Origin of the sequence: Kribbella sp. CCNWLW201, assembly GCF_037203805.1 — a bacterium.
GTDB lineage: Bacteria > Actinomycetota > Actinomycetes > Propionibacteriales > Kribbellaceae > Kribbella.
Genome location: NZ_JBBCBQ010000001.1, coordinates 888,049 through 905,359, shown reverse-complemented (window position 1 = coordinate 905,359; position 17,311 = coordinate 888,049). Strand labels below are relative to the sequence as shown.

At 68.7% G+C, this 17,311-nt stretch carries 15 protein-coding genes; 5 read left to right on the top strand and 10 right to left on the bottom strand.

The window, feature by feature from the left end:
* The first annotated feature begins 31 nt into the window (after positions 1 to 31).
* Positions 32 to 799: an AraC family transcriptional regulator gene (locus V9K99_RS04275; protein ID WP_337000909.1), complete on the top strand. Its 768-nt coding sequence runs from the start codon at positions 32 to 34 to the stop codon at positions 797 to 799.
* Here the strand turns inward: V9K99_RS04275 and V9K99_RS04270 are convergent.
* From V9K99_RS04270 to V9K99_RS04230, 9 genes are all read right to left on the bottom strand, one after another.
* A complete protein-coding gene (locus tag V9K99_RS04270) occupies positions 772 to 1,383 on the bottom strand; it encodes a TetR/AcrR family transcriptional regulator (protein ID WP_337000911.1) in 612 nt (203 codons plus the stop codon). The genes V9K99_RS04275 and V9K99_RS04270 overlap by 28 nt on opposite strands.
* On the bottom strand, positions 1,376 to 2,932 hold the full coding sequence (locus V9K99_RS04265) for an AMP-binding protein (RefSeq protein WP_337000914.1): 1,557 nt from the start codon (positions 2,930 to 2,932) through the stop codon (positions 1,376 to 1,378). The genes V9K99_RS04270 and V9K99_RS04265 overlap by 8 nt, the downstream gene beginning before the upstream one ends.
* A 72-nt stretch (positions 2,933 to 3,004) precedes the next feature.
* The gene (locus V9K99_RS04260) at positions 3,005 to 4,162 is read right to left on the bottom strand and encodes an acyl-CoA dehydrogenase family protein (protein WP_337000916.1); all 1,158 of its coding nucleotides are present in this window, start codon (positions 4,160 to 4,162) and stop codon (positions 3,005 to 3,007) included.
* Positions 4,163 to 4,238: 76 nt separating this feature from the next.
* Positions 4,239 to 6,227 (bottom strand): ATP-binding protein, encoded by a 1,989-nt coding sequence (locus tag V9K99_RS04255; protein ID WP_337000918.1) that lies wholly within the window; start codon positions 6,225 to 6,227, stop codon positions 4,239 to 4,241.
* A 5-nt stretch (positions 6,228 to 6,232) separates the two neighbouring features.
* On the bottom strand, positions 6,233 to 7,858 hold the full coding sequence (locus tag V9K99_RS04250; RefSeq protein ID WP_442914705.1) for an acyl-CoA carboxylase subunit beta: 1,626 nt from the start codon (positions 7,856 to 7,858) through the stop codon (positions 6,233 to 6,235).
* Positions 7,855 to 8,976 (bottom strand): acyl-CoA dehydrogenase family protein, encoded by a 1,122-nt coding sequence (locus tag V9K99_RS04245; RefSeq protein WP_337000920.1) that lies wholly within the window; start codon positions 8,974 to 8,976, stop codon positions 7,855 to 7,857. Before V9K99_RS04245 ends, V9K99_RS04250 begins: the two co-directional genes overlap by 4 nt.
* Complete coding sequence (locus V9K99_RS04240; protein ID WP_337000922.1) at positions 8,973 to 10,685, bottom strand: acyclic terpene utilization AtuA family protein; 1,713 nt, start codon at positions 10,683 to 10,685, stop codon at positions 8,973 to 8,975. The genes V9K99_RS04245 and V9K99_RS04240 overlap by 4 nt, the downstream gene beginning before the upstream one ends.
* Positions 10,682 to 11,470 carry a TIGR03084 family metal-binding protein gene (locus tag V9K99_RS04235; RefSeq protein WP_337000924.1) on the bottom strand — a complete coding sequence of 263 codons (789 nt, stop codon included), beginning with the start codon at positions 11,468 to 11,470 and terminating at the stop codon, positions 10,682 to 10,684. Before V9K99_RS04235 ends, V9K99_RS04240 begins: the two co-directional genes overlap by 4 nt.
* Before the next feature lie 66 nt (positions 11,471 to 11,536).
* On the bottom strand, positions 11,537 to 12,679 hold the full coding sequence (locus V9K99_RS04230; protein WP_337000926.1) for an FAD-dependent monooxygenase: 1,143 nt from the start codon (positions 12,677 to 12,679) through the stop codon (positions 11,537 to 11,539).
* Positions 12,680 to 12,807: 128 nt separating this feature from the next.
* Between V9K99_RS04230 and V9K99_RS04225 the strand changes: the two genes are divergently transcribed.
* Together V9K99_RS04225 and V9K99_RS04220 are read left to right on the top strand one after the other, a co-directional pair.
* Entirely contained in the window at positions 12,808 to 13,548 is a 741-nt protein-coding gene (locus tag V9K99_RS04225) for a GntR family transcriptional regulator (RefSeq protein WP_337000928.1), read from the top strand.
* Positions 13,549 to 13,632: 84 nt separating this feature from the next.
* A complete protein-coding gene (locus tag V9K99_RS04220; protein WP_337000930.1) occupies positions 13,633 to 14,286 on the top strand; it encodes a hypothetical protein in 654 nt (217 codons plus the stop codon).
* Here the strand turns inward: V9K99_RS04220 and V9K99_RS04215 are convergent.
* Positions 14,272 to 15,474 carry an aminotransferase class I/II-fold pyridoxal phosphate-dependent enzyme gene (locus V9K99_RS04215; RefSeq protein WP_337000932.1) on the bottom strand — a complete coding sequence of 401 codons (1,203 nt, stop codon included), beginning with the start codon at positions 15,472 to 15,474 and terminating at the stop codon, positions 14,272 to 14,274. The two genes, V9K99_RS04220 and V9K99_RS04215, sit on opposite strands and share 15 nt — an antisense overlap.
* Positions 15,475 to 15,633: 159 nt before the next feature.
* On the opposite strand from V9K99_RS04215, the gene V9K99_RS04210 reads away from it, so the two are divergent.
* Complete coding sequence (locus V9K99_RS04210) at positions 15,634 to 16,524, top strand: N-acetylglucosamine kinase (protein WP_337000934.1); 891 nt, start codon at positions 15,634 to 15,636, stop codon at positions 16,522 to 16,524.
* The gene (locus tag V9K99_RS04205) at positions 16,521 to 17,210 is read left to right on the top strand and encodes an N-acetylmannosamine-6-phosphate 2-epimerase (protein WP_442914706.1); all 690 of its coding nucleotides are present in this window, start codon (positions 16,521 to 16,523) and stop codon (positions 17,208 to 17,210) included. Before V9K99_RS04210 ends, V9K99_RS04205 begins: the two co-directional genes overlap by 4 nt.
* The last annotated feature ends 101 nt before the right edge of the window (positions 17,211 to 17,311 follow it).

Below are 17,311 nucleotides of genomic sequence, written 5' to 3'. Positions count from 1 at the left end.
CGATGTCCGGCTTCCGATAAAATGCCGACCTATGCCGGAAATCCGCCAACGGCGTCCAGCGAACAACAGCTTCCTGTCCATCCCGGCGGGCGGCAGTGTCGACGCGCACTGGCATGAGGAACACCAGATCGTGTACGCCGGTCGCGGCGTCCTCTCCGTGACGACCGAGGCCGGCAGCTGGATCGCACCAGCGAACAGGGCGATCTGGGTCCCGGCCGGCACCCTCCACCAGCACCGCGCGTACGGCGAGACCGCGCTGCACACCGTCGGCCTCACAGAGAATCCACTCGGCCTGAACGCTCCGTCGGCGCTGGTAGTCAGTCCGCTGCTGCGAGAGCTGATCCTCGCCTACACCTCCGGCGAAGGTGTAGGCGACGGCGGTGAGGAGGATGGTGGCGAGGGCGACCCGGCCGAGCGGCAGCGCCTGCTCGCCGTACTGCTGGATCAACTCCGGCACTCACCACAGCGGCCGACCTATCTACCCACTCCACGTGATCCGCGGCTGGCGGCCGTGTGCGAGCTGCTGCAGGACGACCCGGCCGACAACAGGACGCTGACCGAGCTTGGCCGGAAGATCGGGGCGAGCGAACGCACGCTGAGTCGGCTGTGCAAGACGGACCTGGGGATGACTTTCCCGCAGTGGCGCACAGAACTCAGGCTGCACAACGCCCTGCGGCTGCTGGCCGGTGGCGAGTCAGTGACCCGCGTAGCTCACCAGTGCGGCTGGGCGTCGACCAGTGCGTTCATCGACACGTTCCGCCGCGCCTTCGGTCACACCCCCGGGTCACGCAGCGCCTGATCCAGGATGTGACTCCACTGCCGCACAATGCCGCGTCGGCGAGCACTGTCATCCGTGAGCAGATCAGCCAGCCCCAACCCGCGTGCCATGTCCAGCACACCCTGCACGGTCTCCCGCACCCCAGGAGTCCGCTCACTCACCTCGAGCACTTCCAGCAGAGCCCTGTGCGCCTGACGCCCCACATGCGACTCCAGCCGGACGATCTGCTTCCGCAACGCCTCCTCTGTCGAGGCAGCCACCCACAGATGCAGTGCGGCCCGGAAGAGCGGTCCGGTGTAGACGTCCGCGAGCATCCCCACGATCGCCTCGGTCCGCCCCGGCCCACTGGGCAGTGCGGCGGCCTGTGCCCTGATCTCCGCCAACCTGACCTCGGTCATGTACTCGACCGCCGCAGCGAACAGGTCCGCCCGCGTCGGGAAGTGGTGCTGAGCAGCACCCCGCGAAACCCCAGCCCGGGCCGCGACGACTGACACCGTCGTCGCGGCGTACCCGACCTCGGCGAGTGACTCCACCGACGCCTCGAGCAGCCGCTGCCGGGTGGCCCGGCTCCGGTCCTGTTGGGGTTCCTTCAGGGCTTCACTCACGCGCGGCCTCGCGGGCCCTGAGCTCACGCCGCAGAATCTTGCCCGAGGCCGCCTTCGGCACCGCCTCGATGAACTCCACCTGCCGGATCTTCTTGTACGGCGCCACCCGCGCGGACACGTACTCGATCACGTCGGCCTCGGTCAGCTCCACCCCGGGCATCGGTACGACGAACGCCTTCGGCACCTCGTTGCCGTCCGCCTGCACCCCGATCACCGCCGCGTCCGCGATCCGCTCGTCGGTGAACAGCACCGCCTCCAGCTCGGCCGGCGGCACCTGGTAGCCGTGATACTTGATCAGCTCCTTCACCCGGTCGATGACGTACAAGTACCCGCGTGCGTCCATCCGCCCGATGTCGCCGGTGTGCAGCCAGCCGTCAGGGTCGATGGTCGCGTCGGTCTCGGCCGGACGGCCCAGATACCCCTTCATCACCTGCGGACCGCGGATCCAGATCTCGCCCTCGTCAGCATCGTTGCCGTCAGCACCGACCAGCCGCATCTCGGTGGACGGGAAGAGCTTGCCCACCGCACCGGGCGGCGGCTCCTCGTCGTCCTGCGGCACCGAATGCGTGCCCGGCGACAACTCGGTCATCCCGTACGCCTGCAGCACCGCGTGCAACCCGAGCCGCTTCGCACACGCCTCCGCCAACTCACCGTCCAGCGGCGCCGCGGCCGACATCACGTACTTCAGCGCCGACAGGTCCACCCCGTCCACAGCCGGGTGCTTCGCCAACGCCAGCACCACCGGCGGCGCCACGAACGCCCGGGTGATCCGCTGCTGATCGAGCGTGGTCAGGAACTGCTCCAGGTCGAACTTCGGCAGTACGACGACCGTCGCGCCGAGCCGCAGCGGCAGGTTCATCAGCACGGTCAGCCCGTAGATGTGGAAGAACGGCAGGATCGCGATGATCCGCTCGTCCTCACCGAGTTTGATCATCACCTCGGCCTGGGCGATGTTGGTCGCGATGTTCCGGTGCGTCAGCATCACGCCCTTGGCCGCGCCCGTCGTACCGCTCGAATACGGGAGTACGGCGACATCCTCGACCGGGTCGATCGTCACCTCCGGCTCGGGCCCGGTCGAGGCGACCAGCTCCATCACCGAGCGGTACCCCTCGGCCGCGTCGCAGACGAAGATCTCGGTGACGTCGGTGCCCTCGACGGCCGCGGTCGCCACCGGCAGGAACAGCGAGATCGTCACCAGCAGCTTGGCCTTGGAGTCCACCAGTTGCTTGTGCAGCTCGTCCGCGGTGTACAGCGCGTTCACCGTCGTCACGGTCGCGCCGGCGCGGGTGGCGCCGTAGAAGACGACCGGGTAGAGGATCGTGTTCGGGCTGTAGAGCGCGATCGTGTCCCCGTGCCTGATCCCCAGCTCGGCGAACCCGGCCGCGACCCGCCGGCTCATCCCGTCCAGCTGGGCGTAGGTGATCTCCCGGCCGCTCACCCCGTCCACCAGGGCCGGCCGGTCGCCGTACTCCTGGGCCCGGCCGAGCACGGCGTCGTGGATCGGTACGTCGAGCACCTCGACGGGTGGGAACTCGCTGGTGATGATCATCTGGCCCGAATCCTTTCGACATGACCGCTGGTGCAGGAACTTTGGCCTACTCGGGGGTAATTACGGAAGAGCTCAGTAGGACTTGGGCAGCCCGAGACTGTGTTGAGCGACGAAGTTGAGGATCATCTCCCGGCTGACCGGCGCGATCCGGGTCGCTCGCGCGGCCGCGACCAGCGAGGCGACGCCGTACTCGGTGGTCATGCCGTTGCCGCCGAGCGACTGGACGGCCTGATCGGTGGCCCGGACCGCGACCTCGCCGGCCGCGTACTTCGCCATGTTCGCCGCCTCACCCGCGGCCAGGTCGTCGCCGGCGTCGTAGAGGGCGGCGGCCTTCTGCAGCATCAGCCGGGCCAGTTCGAGCTCGATCTTGATCTGCGCGAGCGGATGCGCGATCCCCTGGTGCGCGCCGATCGGGGCCTTCCACACCTGGCGCTCCTTGACGTACGCCGTCGCCTTGCCGAGCGCGTGCCGGGCGATCCCGATGGCGAACGCGGACGCCATGATCCGCTCCGGGTTGAGCCCGGCGAACAACTGCAGCAGCGCCGCGTCCTCGGAGCCGACCAGCGCCTCGCGCGGCAGCTGTACGTCGTCGAGGAAGAGCGAGAACTGCTTGTCCGGGCTGACCAGGTCCATCTCGATCTGGGTGAACTCCACGCCGGGCGCGTCCACGGGCACGATGAACAAGGCCGGCTTCAGCTTCCCGGTCCGCGCGTCCTCGGTCCGGCCGACGACCAGGACGGCCTTCGCGACGTCGAGGCCGGAGATGAAGACCTTGCGCCCGGTCAGGGACCAGCCGTCCTCGGTACGACGTGCGGTCGTGGTGATCTCGTGGGAGTTCGAGCCGGCGTCGGGCTCGGTGATTGCGAAGGCCATGACCGTCGTACCGTCGGCGAGGCCGGGCAGCCAGTGTTGCTTCTGCTCCTCGGTCCCGAACCGGGCGATCACGCTGCCGCAGATCGACGGGGAGACGACCATCATCAGCAGCGGGCAGCCCGCGGCGCCGAGTTCCTCGAGCACGATCGACAGGTCGGCCATGCCGCCGCCACCACCGCCGTACTCCTCAGGAAGGTTGACGCCGAGGTACCCGAGCTTGCCGGCCTCCAGCCACAACTCGGTGGTGTGCCCGCCGGTCCGCGCCTGGCGATTGAACCAGTCGTACCCGTACTTCTTCCCCAGCTCACCAACTGCCTTCCGCAACGCCTGACGCTCTTCGGACTCGATGAAACTCATCGACGTCCTCGCTTCGCTCCGGGCGCCGATGAGGCACCAGACGCACTGTGTTGTTTGATGAACTCGCTCCGCTCGTTCATGCTTCCTCCCCTACGACCGCCAGTACGGCGCCGACCTCGACCTGTTGACCTGCCTCGACCTTGAGCTCGCTGACCAGACCATCGGCGGGAGCGGAGATGGTGTGCTCCATCTTCATCGCCTCCAGCCAGAGCAGCGGCTGTCCCTGTTTGACGTTGTCCCCCACCTCTACGCCGACCCTGGTCACGACGCCAGGCATCGGCGCCAGCAATGACCCCGCCGACACCTGGTGCGACGGATCCGTGAGCCGCTCGACCGGCGTCAACGCCACCGACCCCAGCGACGAGTCCACGCACGCCAGCCCGTCGTACGCCGCCACCGCGAAGTTCCGCCGTACGCCGTCAACCTCGAGCACCACCCGATCCGGCGCCGAGCTAACGAGCTCGATGTTGCCCTCGACAACCAGCCCGTCCCGTGTCAGCCGGTAGGCCACCTCATGCGTGACGTCACCTACCCGATAGCTCTTCCGCTGGGGCTGGGACGAGAGGTTGCGCCAGCCACTGGGGACCCGGACCGGCGGCACTCGCCCAGCAGCATCAGCCAACGCGGCCGCCAGCGCCGACACCTGGCCGACCTGCGGGTCCACCGGCACGCCGATCCCGTGCCGCTCGAAGAACCCGGTGTCAGTGTCAGCGGCGAGAAACGCGGGGTGCCGCAGGATCCAACCGAGCAGGCCGCGGTTGGTCCCCACCCCGTGGATCGTGGCCCGATCCAACTCGGCGGCCAACCGCCGCGCCGCCGCGGGCCGGTCCGGCGCCCACACGATCACCTTGGCGAGCATCGCGTCGTAGTACGGCGACACCTCCGAGCCGTCCTCAACCCCGGAGTCCACCCGAACCCTCGGCGCGCCGCCCCACCCGCCGCTTTCCGGAACATCGTGGTCGCTGGGTGCAACTTTTCTTCCGGAAAGCGCCCCGACGCGGAAGCAGTGGAGGCGGCCGGTTTGGGGTTGCCAGTCATTGGCCGGGTCTTCGGCGTACAGCCGGACCTCGATCGCATGACCGACTGTTGGTGGTGGGTCCGCCGGGAGCCGTTCACCAGAGGCGACGGCGAACTGCAACTCCACCAGATCCAGGCCGGTGGTTTCCTCGGTGACGGGGTGCTCGACCTGGAGGCGGGTGTTCATCTCCAGGAAGTAGAACGCGCCCGCCTCGTCGGCGAGGAACTCGACCGTGCCTGCGCCGACGTAGCCGATCGCGGCGGCTGCCTTCCGGGCGGCGTCGAAGAGGTCGGGGCGCATGGACGGGATGCGTTCGACGAGTGGTGACGGGGCTTCCTCGACCACCTTCTGGTGGCGGCGCTGGATGGAGCACTCACGTTCGCCGACCGCCCAGATCGTGCCGTGCTGGTCGGCCATGATCTGCACCTCGATGTGCCGGCCGGACGCCAGATACCGCTCGCAGAACACGGTCCCGTCGCCGAACGCCGACAACGCCTCCGCCGACGCGGCGTCGATCTCGCGCGACAGATCCTCCAGCTGGGAGACGATCCGCATCCCGCGCCCACCGCCGCCCGCCGACGCCTTCACCAGCACCGGAAGGTCAGCCGCCGACACCTCCGCCGGCGTCAACTCGGCGAGCACCGGAACCCCGGCGGCCGCCATCAGCTTCTTCGCCTCGATCTTCGACCCCATCGACGAGATCGCATCCACCGGCGGCCCGATCCAGGTCAACCCGGCGTCGATCACGGCCTGCGCGAACCCGGCGTTCTCCGAGAGGAAGCCGTACCCGGGGTGGATCGCGTCGGCGCCCGCCCGCACAGCTGCCTCGATGATCAGCTCGCCGCGGAGGTAGGTCTCACCCGGCGTGTTTCCGGGCAGGTGTACCGCCGCGTCGGCCTCGGCCACATGGGGCGATCCCGCGTCGGCAGTGGAGTGGACCGCGACGGTCGAGAGCCCGAGGGCGCGGGCGGTGCGGAAGACGCGCCGAGCGATCTCGCCACGGTTGGCAACGAGGACCGAGGTGATCGAGTGAGCCGGGGTGCTCATGGGCATCACATCCTGAAGACGCCGAAGTTGGCGCCGTCGAAGCGGGTGCCCTCTACCGGGGCCGAGTGGATCGCCGACAGGCAGATGCCCAGGACGGTTCGGGTGTCGCGTGGGTCGATGACGCCGTCGTCGTACAGGCGGCCGGACAGGAACATCGGCAGCGACTCCGCTTCGATCTGGCCCTCGACGTACGCGCGCATCTGAGCGTCGGCCTTCTCGTCGTACGGCTGGCCCTTCGCCTCCGCCGCGGCCCGCGCGACGATCGACAGTACGCCGGCCAACTGCTGCGGACCCATCACCGCCGACTTGGCCGACGGCCAGGCGAACAGGAACCGCGGGTCGAACGCGCGACCGCACATCCCGTAGTGGCCGGCGCCGTACGAAGCGCCCATCAGGATGGAGATGTGCGGCACGCGAGAGTTGGAGACCGCGTTGATCATCTGCGCACCGTGCTTGATGATCCCGCCCTGCTCGTACTCCTGCCCGACCATGTAGCCGGTGGTGTTGTGCAGGAAGATCAGCGGCGTGTTCGCCCGGTTCGCGAGCTGGATGAACTGGGCCGCCTTCTGCGACTCCTCGCTGAACAGGACCCCGCGCGCGTTCGCCAGGATGCCGACCGGATACCCGTGCACCGTCGCCCACCCGGTCGCCAGCGACGACCCGTACAGCGGCTTGAACTCGTCGAACACCGACCCGTCCACCACCCGGGCGATCACGTCCCGCGGATCGAACGGGATCTTCAGGTCACCCGGCACGATCCCGAGCAACTCGTCGGCGTCGTAGCGAGGTTCGTCGTACGACGGCAACGGCGGTGGACCGAGTTTGCGCCAGTTCAGCCGGGACACGATCTGCCGGCCGAGCCGGATCGCGTCCTGCTCGTCGACGGCGAAGTAGTCGGCCAGCCCGGAGACCCGGGCGTGCATCGACGCGCCGCCGAGCGACTCGTCGTCGGCGTCCTCGCCGGTCGCCATCTTCACCAGCGGCGGCCCGGCCAGGAACACCTTCGCGCCGCCGTCGACCATCACCACGTAGTCGCTCATGCCGGGGATGTACGCGCCGCCCGCGGTCGAGTTGCCGAACACCAGCGCGATCGTCGGGATCCCCTCGGCCGACAACCGCGTCAGGTTGCGGAACATCGCGCCGCCGGGGATGAAGATCTCCTTCTGGGTCGGCAGATCCGCACCACCGGACTCGACCAGGCTGATCACCGGCAGCCGGTTGGCCCGGGCGATCTCATCCGCTCGCAGGGCCTTCTTCAACGTCCACGGATTGCTGGCGCCGCCCTTGACGGTCGGATCGTTGGCCGTGATCAGGCACTCGACCCCTTCAACCACACCAATCCCGGTGACGAGGCTGGCCCCGACGGTGAAGTCGGAGCCCCAGCCGGCCAGCGGCGACAGCTCGAGGAACGGCGTGTCCGGGTCGAGCAGCAACTCGATCCGCTCGCGAGCCAGCAACTTCCCGCGCTTGTGATGCCGCTCGACGTACTTCTCCCCGCCGCCCGCCAACGCCTTCGCGTGCTCCGCCGCCAACGCCGCGAGCTTCTCCAACATCGCGTCCCGGTTGGCGCTTGCGTCCGAAGAAGTGTGGCCTATAGCCCTCGGATCTTCGGACGCAACAGTGTTGTTCATGCGGTGAACCCCAGTCGTTTCGAGGCGAGGGTGGTGAGGATCTCGGTGGTGCCGCCGCCGATGGCGAGGATCTTCTGGTCGCGGTACTGGCGCTCGACCTCGGCCTCCCGCATGTAGCCGAGTCCGCCATGCAACTGCAGCGCCTGGTCGCACACCCACTGCCCGGCCGCGACCGCGGTGTTCTTGGCGAAGCACACCTCGGCGATCACGTCGTCACCTGCCTCGGCCCGGCGCGCGATCTCGTGAACGTAGACCCGGGCGACGTCGACTCGTCGCGCCATCTCGGTCAGCGTGTGTTGCACGGTCTGCCGCGAGATCAACGGCCGGCCGAAGGTCTCCCGAGCCCGGCACCACTCCACCGTCAGGTCGAGCGCTCGCTGCGCCCCGGCGTACGCCTGGACCGCGAGCGTCAACCGCTCAGCAACGAAGTTCACCGCCAATTGGACGAACCCGGTGCCTTCGGATCCGACCAGGTTGGCCGCCGGCACGCGTACGTCGGTGAACGCGAGCTCAGCCGTGTCCGAACAGCACCAGCCCATCTTCTCCAGCTTCCGCGACACCACGAACCCAGGCGTGTCCCGCTCGATCACCAGCAGGCTGATCCCGTGTGCGCCCGGCCCGCCGGTCCGGACCGCGGTGGTGACGAAGTCCGCGCGGCACCCCGAGGTGATGTAGGTCTTCGCCCCGTTGACGACGAACGAGTCACCATCCCGCCGGGCCGTCGTACGCAAGGAGGCGACATCGGATCCACCATCAGGCTCGGTGATCGCCAGCGCACCGATCATCGACCCTTGCAGTGTCGGCTCCACCCAGCGCGTGATCTGCTTAGCGTTGCCCGCAGCAACAATGTGTGGAAGCGCGATCCCACAGGTCAGCAGAGACGCGACCAGCCCGCCCGACCCACCGGCGTAGTGCATCTCCTCCACGACCGCGATCGCATCCAGCAGCGAGCCGCCGCCACCACCGACGGCCTCCGGAAATCCGACCCCGAGCAGCCCGAGCTTCCCCGCCTTCTCATGCAGCTCCCGCGGCAACTCGCCGGCCAGCTCCCACTCGTCCAGATACGGCAGCACCTCGGCCGCCATGAACCGCCGGACGCTCTCCCGGAAGTCGTTCACAGCAGCACCTCCGGTACGTCGACGTACCGCGACCGCAGCCACTCGCCGACCGCCTTCGCCTGCGGATCGAACCGCGCCTGCGACGCCACGCCTTCACCCAGCAGACCCTCGACGACGAAGTTCACCGCCCACAAGTTCGGCAGCAGGAAGCGAGTGACAGTGAGCGGCTGAGTCTCCGGGAGCAACTCCTGGAACAGCTCGACCGTCAACGTGTGCGCGAGCCATCGCCAGGCCTTCTCCTGCCGCACCCACACGCCGACGTTCGCATCGCCACCCTTGTCCCCGGACCGCGCACCCGCGATGCGGCCGAGCGGGACCTCGCGCGTCCGCGGGCTCCCGCTGGTCGCGAGCTGCGGCAGCGGCATCGGCAACCCGATGTCCTCGACCGGAGTCAGCCGCTGCGTCTCCGCCGCGGGCTCGACGATCTTGCGCGTCCCATCCGGCAGTACGACGACCTGCTCGACCTCACGAATGTCGACGTACCCGGCCTGGAAGATCCCGTACGGCGATCCGTCGCCAGGCGGCGCGGTGACGTGGAATCCGGGGTAACTCGACAACGCCAACTCGACCGCCGCGCTGGAGAACGCGCGACCGACGACCTTCGGGTCCGGATCCTTCACGGCACAGCGCAGGAAGACACTCGCCTCTTCCTCCGAGTCCGCGTTCGGCTTCTCGGTCCACGCGAGGGACCAACGCAGCTCGGCCGGCCGCTTGGGCAGCGCCTGCTCGAGCTGTTGCTGGACGAGCTCCGCCTTGGCTTCGAGTTCGAGGCCGGTCAGGACGAAGACCACCTCGTTGCGGAACCCGCCGACGCTGTTCAGAGAGACCTTGTACGTCGGTGGCGGCGGCTCACCCTGGACGCCGCTGATCCGGACGCGATCGGGTCCGTCGACGGTGAGGTCGATCGTGTCGAGGCGGGTGGTGACGTCCGGACCGGCGTACCGGGCGCCGGTGATCTCGTACAACAGTTGCGCCTTGACCGTGTCGATCGTGACCGCGCCGCCGGTGTTGTCGTGCTTGGTGATGACGCTGCTGCCGTCGGCGTGGATCTCGGCGATCGGGAATCCGGGCCGGCCGAGGTCGCGGATCTCGCCGAAGAACGCGTAGTTGCCGCCGGTCGCCTGGCAACCGCACTCGATCACGTGCCCGGCGACCACGGCACCGGCGAGTTCGTCGTACTGGGTCCGCTTCCAGCCGTGGTGGGCGGCGGCCGGACCGACGATCACCGAGGCGTCGGTGACCCGACCGGTGACGACGACGTCAGCGCCGGCCTGCAGTGCTTCGGCGATGCCCCACGCGCCAAGGTACGCGTTCGCGGTCAGGGGTGTGCCGAGGTCGAGTTCTTCTGCACGCGCGAGGAGATCGTCGCCTTCGACGTACGCGATCTTCGGCTGCAGTCCGAGCTTTTCGGAGAGGCCAGCGATCGCCTGGGCCAGGCCCGCTGGGTTGAGGCCGCCGGCGTTGCTGACGATCTTGACGCCGCGGTCGAGTGCCTCGCCGAGGCCGGTCTCGAGTTGTTTGAGGAACGTCCGCGCGTACCCGAGCGACGGATCCTTCAGCCGGTCCCGGCCGAGGATCAGCATGGTCAACTCGGCCAGGTAGTCGCCGGTCAGTACGTCGAGCGGCCCGCCGGTGAGCATCTCCTGGACCGCGCTGAACCGATCCCCGTAGAACCCGGACGCGTTCCCGATCCTGATCGGCGCGGTCATCCGAACTGCCCCCGCTCCCGGCCCTTGCCGGGCAGCCCGGCGAACGCCTGGATGATGCCGAGCCACTCCTCCGCGTCCACCCCTTCGGCCTGTACGGCGAGGTCGTCGCGATGCCGGCGTTGGGTCGCCAGCAGGCAGAAGTCGAGTGCCGGAGCGGTCACCCGCTGCGCGGCGTCGTCGGGACCCCACGTCCAGGTCTGCCCCTTCGGGCCGGCGAGCTCCACGTGGAACGGTTCGGCCGGCGGGGTGCGGTTGTTCAGGAGGTAGGCGAAGTCGCGGGTGCGGACTGCCAGGTGGGCGATGTGGCGCAGCCGGTTCGATGGGTGGCGGGTGAGATGCAGTGCGTCGACCACGTCCTGACCGTGTGCCCATGTCTCCATCAACCGGGCGGTCGCCATCGAGGTCGGACTCATCGGCGGCCCGTACCACAGCACCTTCTCGCCGGCCGGCACCTGCTTGAGCGCCTCGGCGATCGCCGCGCGGGTGTCGCGCCAGTGGGTCAGCAGCTGTCCCGGTGGCAGTCCGGCCAGCTCGTTGGCGCCGTCGTCGACGTACGTCGTCGGGTTCGCGGCCGCGTGTTCCAGCGAGGCCTTGAAGGCGTCGGGATCGGTGATGGCGAGGTGTGCGGCCTCGTCGGTCCAGGCGAGATGGGCGATCTGGTGCGCGATCGTCCAGCCCTCGGCCGGCGTCGGCCTGGCCCAGGCTTCGGCCGGCAGATCACCGACCAGCCAGTCCAGTTCCTCGCTCTCGGTCCGCAGGTCGGTCAGCACTTCGTCCAGTTGCACGCTGCACTCCCGGGGTAGGGATCGAGCGTTGCACGGTCGAGAAAAAGAATCAAGCGTGCTTGTTTTTCAATTCGGCAGTTCCGGCGGGGACCAGTCGGACCACTGCGCGGTCGCCTTCCGCCAGGCCGCGGGCGGGATCAGCCGGGTGCCGACGGATACCGCGAGGTGGGCGAGCCGGCCGGTGTTCGACGTCCGCCGTACCGACGCGCGGGCCGCCTCCGCCATCGGCCGGATCCGTCCTCGCCGCTGTTCGTCGTACCTCCTCAGCCCGTCGGTCACGTCACCCGATGCGAGGCACGCGGCCAGGACGACGGCATCCTCGATCGCCTGGCAGGCGCCTTGGCCGAGGTCCGGCGGCATCGCATGCGCCGCGTCGCCGAGGAGGACGACGCGATCGTTCACGTACGTCGGCAATGGGTCGATGTCGACGATGTCGTTGTGCAGGACCTGGTCCTCGGGGGTGTTCGCGATCAGCGCCGGAATCGGTTGGTGCCAGTCCCCGACTCGATTCAGGACCTCCCGGCGATCGTCGGCGTACAACTGGTTCGGCCGGTCTGCGTTGACCATGACGAACCAGTACACGCGCTCGTCCGGCAGTGGGAGTACGCCGACCTGCACACCACGACCGAGCGTCAGCGACTCCTGCACCGGCCACACCGATTCGCTCGGTGTCACCCCACGCCAGACCGATCGATGCTGAAAGACCGGATCGCCGGACCAGAGGCTGCGACGGGTGATGCTGTTGACACCGTCGGCGGCGATCACCAAGTCGCCGGTCAGGTCGTGCTCCTCGCCGGCGGTCCGGCAGACCACGGCGCCCTTGGGCGACACGGACACCACCTCGGCGTCGGTGTGCAGAGCCGCGTCGGGCAGTTCCTTCCGCAGTACGTCGTGCAGGTCGGCCCGATGGATCGCGAGTACGCCGACATCATTCGGGTGACTGTGGCGGAGCCAGCGTCCGGTCGGCGTACGCACATTGCCGCGCGATATCGTCGGGATCGTTCGCGGGCCGACGTCCAGGCCGAGGGCGTCGAGGGCTCGCTCCGCGTTCGGCCACAACGTCAGCCCGGCACCGACCTCGGCGATGATCGGGGCTCGCTCCAGCACGGTCACCGACCAGCCGATCCGCCGCAGCCCGACGGCCGCCGCGAGCCCGCCGATTCCGGCGCCGACGATCAGCGCGCTGGAAGTTTCTTCACGCGTGGCCATGGTCGGAGGTTACTTCTTCGCGGGCCTATCGGGTCGAAGTGGTCTAGCAGGTTTGTCGTCGGGATCAAGCGTTTCGATCGGTGTGGAAAGCCTTTCAGACGACCCGGCCCGAGTGCTACCCAAGACCAATGCATGGTTCGCTGCCCGGGAAGGCCGCCGAGATCCGGGCGTTGTTGCTCAGCCTGATCGACACTCTGCCCGAGGGTGCCGCGCTACCGCCCGAGCGGGAGCTGGCCGTTCGCTGGAACGTGGCCCGGATGACGTTGCGCCGTGCCGTCGACGAACTGGTGATCGAGGAACTGCTCGTCCGCCGGCACGGCAGCGGTACCTATACGACCCGCCCGAAGGTGGCGAAGTGGCTCGGCATGATCGGGTTCTCCGAGGACGTCCGCCGGCGGGGGATGCGGCCGGGCAGCACGATGCTCGAGTTCCGCCACCTTCGGGCCGAGCGCTCCGCTGCACGGCGATTGAGGATCCCGGTTGGTGATCCGATCATCACGTTCACCCGGCTCCGGCTGGCCGACGACGTACCGATGGTGGTCGAACGCACCACGCTGCCGGCCGGCTACGTCCCCGGTCTGCTCGCCGACGACCTCAACGGGTCGCTGTACGACCTGCTCAACACCCGGTACGGCATCGACCACGTCAGCGGCACCTCCCGGCTCGAACCGGTGATGCCCGACGCCAAGACCGCGGGCTGGCTCGACATCCCCACCACCCAGCCCTGCCTCGCCGTCCACGGCATCAGCTTCGACCGCCGCGACCGCGTCTTCGAATACACCTCAGCCCTCTACCGAGGCGACCGCTACGCCTTCACCACCGAACTCCGCACCACCCCCACCCCCCGCGCCGACGCCCGCGGCCTGTAGGTCTGGTTGCCCCAGGCAAGGAATAGCTGTCCCGTCACGATGATTACTCTGGGTGGGCATCTGGTAACTATCGTGGGCAGGGACATGGATCTCAGAAGCCCGATCAGCACCGCCATACCGTCCCTGGACGGCCCCGTGTTGCAGGTGCTCGCGCGCAGCGACTGCGGCCTGTCCGGCCGCCAGATCCACAAACTCGCCGGCACCGGAAGCGTCGCCGGCGTCCGCCTGGTCCTGCAGCGGCTCGCGACGACCGGCCTCGTCCACGTCGACGACGTCGGCAACTCGTTGCTCTACCACCTCAACCGCAAGCACCTCGTCGCCCCGGCCGTCGAGTTCCTCGCCGACCTCCGCAGTACCCTCACCAGCCGCCTCGCCGACGAGATCAGCGCCTGGCGCATCCCGCCGGTCCACGCCAGCCTGTACGGTGCGATCGCCCGCGGCGACGGTGATCTCGAGAGCGACGTCGACCTGTTGCTGATCCGGCCGGACCAGGTCGACACCGGCGACGTGCTCTGGGAGGACCAGGCCGCCCGCCTGATGCGGTCCGTCGTCGACCTCACCGGCAACCCCGCTCACGTCTTCGAACTCAGCCGCACCGAACTCACCGACCACCTCACCAAAGAGGACCCGATCCTCAACGACTGGCTCCAACCCAGCCTCCCCTTGTACGGCGTCCCCGTTCAGTCCCTCCTGGACCGGACGACCCCCGTCCACCGCGTCCAGCTAGGCGTCAGCTGATTCGAGGGTCGCCGCGACCGCTCGGACGAGACCGATGATGTCGGCCTCGGTCTGATGGGCGGTCAGCGTGATCCGCAGCCCCGAACGCTTCACCGGAACGGCCGGGTAGCTGGCGGTGTTGACGAAGTACCCGGCTTCCTGAAGGCGGCGGCCGACGGATCCGACCGAGTGGATGTCGCCGCCGGCGGTGACGTACCGGATCGGCGTCTCGTCCTGATGCAAGAGCGGTAGTCGGTGCGCCGCCGCCTCGCGGTTGAACAGCCGGATCCGCTCGGCCACAGCGGCCTGCCGCTCGGCTACCGCGCCGGACAGGTGCAGTTGAGCGGAGGCAAGGATCCCGGCGAGCATCGGCGGCGGCACCGGGCCGGAGAAGATCATCGGCCAGCCGAGGCTGAACACGCGATGCCGCAGTACGTCGTCCGGGAACGTCATCGCGCCGCCGGCGACCCCGAAGGACTTGTTCAGCGAACCCACCATCACGGTCTTCTTGAGGGCGGCTGGTGACAGTTGCTCGAGGACATGACCTCGCCCGTACCGGCCGGTCCACGAGATCGAGTGCGCATCGTCGAAGTACAGCCAGAGCTTCTCGTACCGCTCCGCCAGCGCACCGAGTTTCCGGACCGGTGCGAAGTCGCCGAACATGCTGTAGAGACCGTCGGCGAGGTACCAGATCCGGTCGTGCTGATCGCTCAGCTCACGGACGCGTCGCTCGAGGACGCTCAGCTCGCTATGCGGGATCGTGCGTGCCGGTGCCTCGGCCAGCTGGGTCGCCATCCGCACACTGCGATGCACCTGGGCGTCGAGCAGCATCACGTCGCCGCTGCCGACCAGCGTCGGGATCGCGGCCAGGTTGCCCATGCTGGTGCTGGCCGAGATCGCGGTCGGCCGGCCGAAGAGCGTGCTCAGCGCGGCTTCGGCAGCGGTGTACTGCGGTGACGACAGGAAGACCCGGGTGGTGGCGAACTGGGTGCCGAACCGCTGAACCGCATCGGCGACGGCCGCCGTCAGCGCAGGGTGCGTCTCGAGCCCGGTGTAACCGCAGGAGCCGAAGTTGACCAGCCGCCGCCCGTCGACGGTGACGATGCGGCCGTCCAGCACGTCGTCCTCGGCAACGGCATGAACGACACCGAGCGCTTCGCCGACGGTGAAGATGTCCACGACGGTCTGCGCCGGATCGGCAAGTGTCATCGCGAGCCCCCAGGTTCGGTCCAGACGAGCGTAGGTTCCGTGGGCCGCGCTGGTCGTGCCCGAAGGGGCGGACATTGGTCTAGCCGGTGTGCTTTACCGGGGCAGTCCGGACGGACAGACTGGGCGCGCCGGGTTGTCGACTCACACGGGATGCGTTGGATGACGAGCGTTGCCATCGATGGCGGTCAGTCCGCCCTCAGACTCCGGGTCGTGCCGAGTGGACGGGTCGGTCAAGGGCCTGGGTACGTCCACGGGCCGACCAGCCTGGAGCACCTGCTGGGGTCCATCAGGACCGCTGCCGCAGCGGCTGAGGTCGCCGGGCCGGTGGAGGTGGTCGCACTTGGGCTGACCGGGTTCCCGCCGGTGCGCGAGGTCGCGGAGGGGCTGGCCGCGCAGGTGGCCGAGCTACTCGACGCTGATGAGGTGCGGCTGACCCAGGACATGGTGACGGCGCACGCCGGCGCGTTGGTCGACGGGTACGGCGTTGTGGTTGCTGCTGGCACCGGACTGGTCTGTCTGGCCGTTGACCGCGACGGCTCCTGGCACAAGGTCGACGGGCACGGGTACCTGTTCGGGGACGCCGGCAGCGCGTTCGCGATCGGTCGCGCCGGGCTGGTCGCCGTACAGCGGGCTCGGGACGGTCGTGGTCCGGCGACGAAGCTTGCGGACACCACACTGGAACCGGTGACGCTCTACAGGTCGGCGACGCTGGTGGACGACGTCGCACGATTCGCTCCAGAGGTACTGCGCTGTGCCGCCGAAGGTGACCAGGTTGCGGCGGACCTCGTCGTACAGGCCGCTCAGGACATCGCCGAGACGATCGGTGCGGCCGTGGCAACGCTCGCAGGTCAGAGTGCTGTGCCAGTCGCGTGTGTGGGTGGCCTGTTCGCCGGAGCCGGTGAGCAGCTCCTCGGTCCGGTCCGTGCGGCCCTGTCACCACGGCCCCAGCTCGTGGCACCCGCTGGCACCTCCCTGGACGGCGCTGAACGCCTGGCAACTAGCCCACCCGGCCCGTACGCCGACCTGATCGTCACCCACCGCCGATCGTGACGTTGCTGCCGCCCGGCAGCCTGGTGGTGTCGTGCCAGTCCATCGCCGGCGATCCATTCGACTCCGCTGAGCTGATGGCGTTGATGGCGCGTGCCGCCGAGCTGGGTGGAGCGAGTGCGATCCGGGCGAACGGACCGTCGCATGTCGCTGCGATTCGCGCCGTGACGTCCTTGCCGATCATCGGCATCAACAAGCTCGGCGACCAGTCTGGCGTGTTCATCACCCCGACCTTCGAGTCGGCCGTCGACGTCGTCGCGGCCGGCGCAGACCTCATCGCCCTGGACGCCACGCTCCGGCCACGCCCGGACAGTCAGCCGCTCCGCCGCCAGATCGAACGAATCCGCCAGGAGTTGGGTGTACCAATTGTGGCCGACGTCGACACCCTGGACGCAGGCCTCGCCGCCCGCGATGCCGGTGCCGACTACGTCGCGACCACGCTGTCGGGCTATACCGGTGGTAGGACGCCGACCGGACCGGACGTCGACCTGGTTCGCCGACTTGCCGCCGCAGTGGATTGCCCGGTCGTCGCCGAGGGGAGGATCAAAACACCCGAAGACGTTCGCGCGGTCTACGACGCCGGTGCCCATGCCGTCGTCGTCGGCTCCGCGATCACCAACCCGACGGACATCACCGCCCACCTGGCGAGCGCGTTGCCACCGAAGTGGTCTACTCGATCTCGTCCCTGACTGCCCGATCTGGAGTGCACCCTCTCGATTCCACCGGCACCGGCGAGCTATCTTGACTGGACCGGAAAGATTCCACCGGCACGACCACTGGAGCGTGTAAG

Bases quoted from the DNA above. Each gene is read 5' to 3' on its own strand.
- V9K99_RS04275 (WP_337000909.1), top strand. From the start codon at position 32: ATGCCGGAAATCCGCCAACGGCGTCCAGCGAACAACAGCTTCCTGTCC.
- V9K99_RS04265 (WP_337000914.1), bottom strand. From the start codon at position 2,932: ATGATCATCACCAGCGAGTTCCCACCCGTCGAGGTGCTCGACGTACCG.
- V9K99_RS04250 (WP_442914705.1), bottom strand. From the start codon at position 7,858: ATGAACAACACTGTTGCGTCCGAAGATCCGAGGGCTATAGGCCACACT.
- V9K99_RS04220 (WP_337000930.1), top strand. From the start codon at position 13,633: ATGGATCTCAGAAGCCCGATCAGCACCGCCATACCGTCCCTGGACGGC.
- V9K99_RS04240 (WP_337000922.1), bottom strand. From the start codon at position 10,685: ATGACCGCGCCGATCAGGATCGGGAACGCGTCCGGGTTCTACGGGGAT.
- V9K99_RS04255 (WP_337000918.1), bottom strand. From the start codon at position 6,227: ATGAGCACCCCGGCTCACTCGATCACCTCGGTCCTCGTTGCCAACCGT.
- V9K99_RS04215 (WP_337000932.1), bottom strand. From the start codon at position 15,474: ATGACACTTGCCGATCCGGCGCAGACCGTCGTGGACATCTTCACCGTC.
- V9K99_RS04230 (WP_337000926.1), bottom strand. From the start codon at position 12,679: ATGGCCACGCGTGAAGAAACTTCCAGCGCGCTGATCGTCGGCGCCGGA.
- V9K99_RS04260 (WP_337000916.1), bottom strand. From the start codon at position 4,162: ATGAGTTTCATCGAGTCCGAAGAGCGTCAGGCGTTGCGGAAGGCAGTT.
- V9K99_RS04210 (WP_337000934.1), top strand. From the start codon at position 15,634: ATGACGAGCGTTGCCATCGATGGCGGTCAGTCCGCCCTCAGACTCCGG.
- V9K99_RS04225 (WP_337000928.1), top strand. From the start codon at position 12,808: ATGCATGGTTCGCTGCCCGGGAAGGCCGCCGAGATCCGGGCGTTGTTG.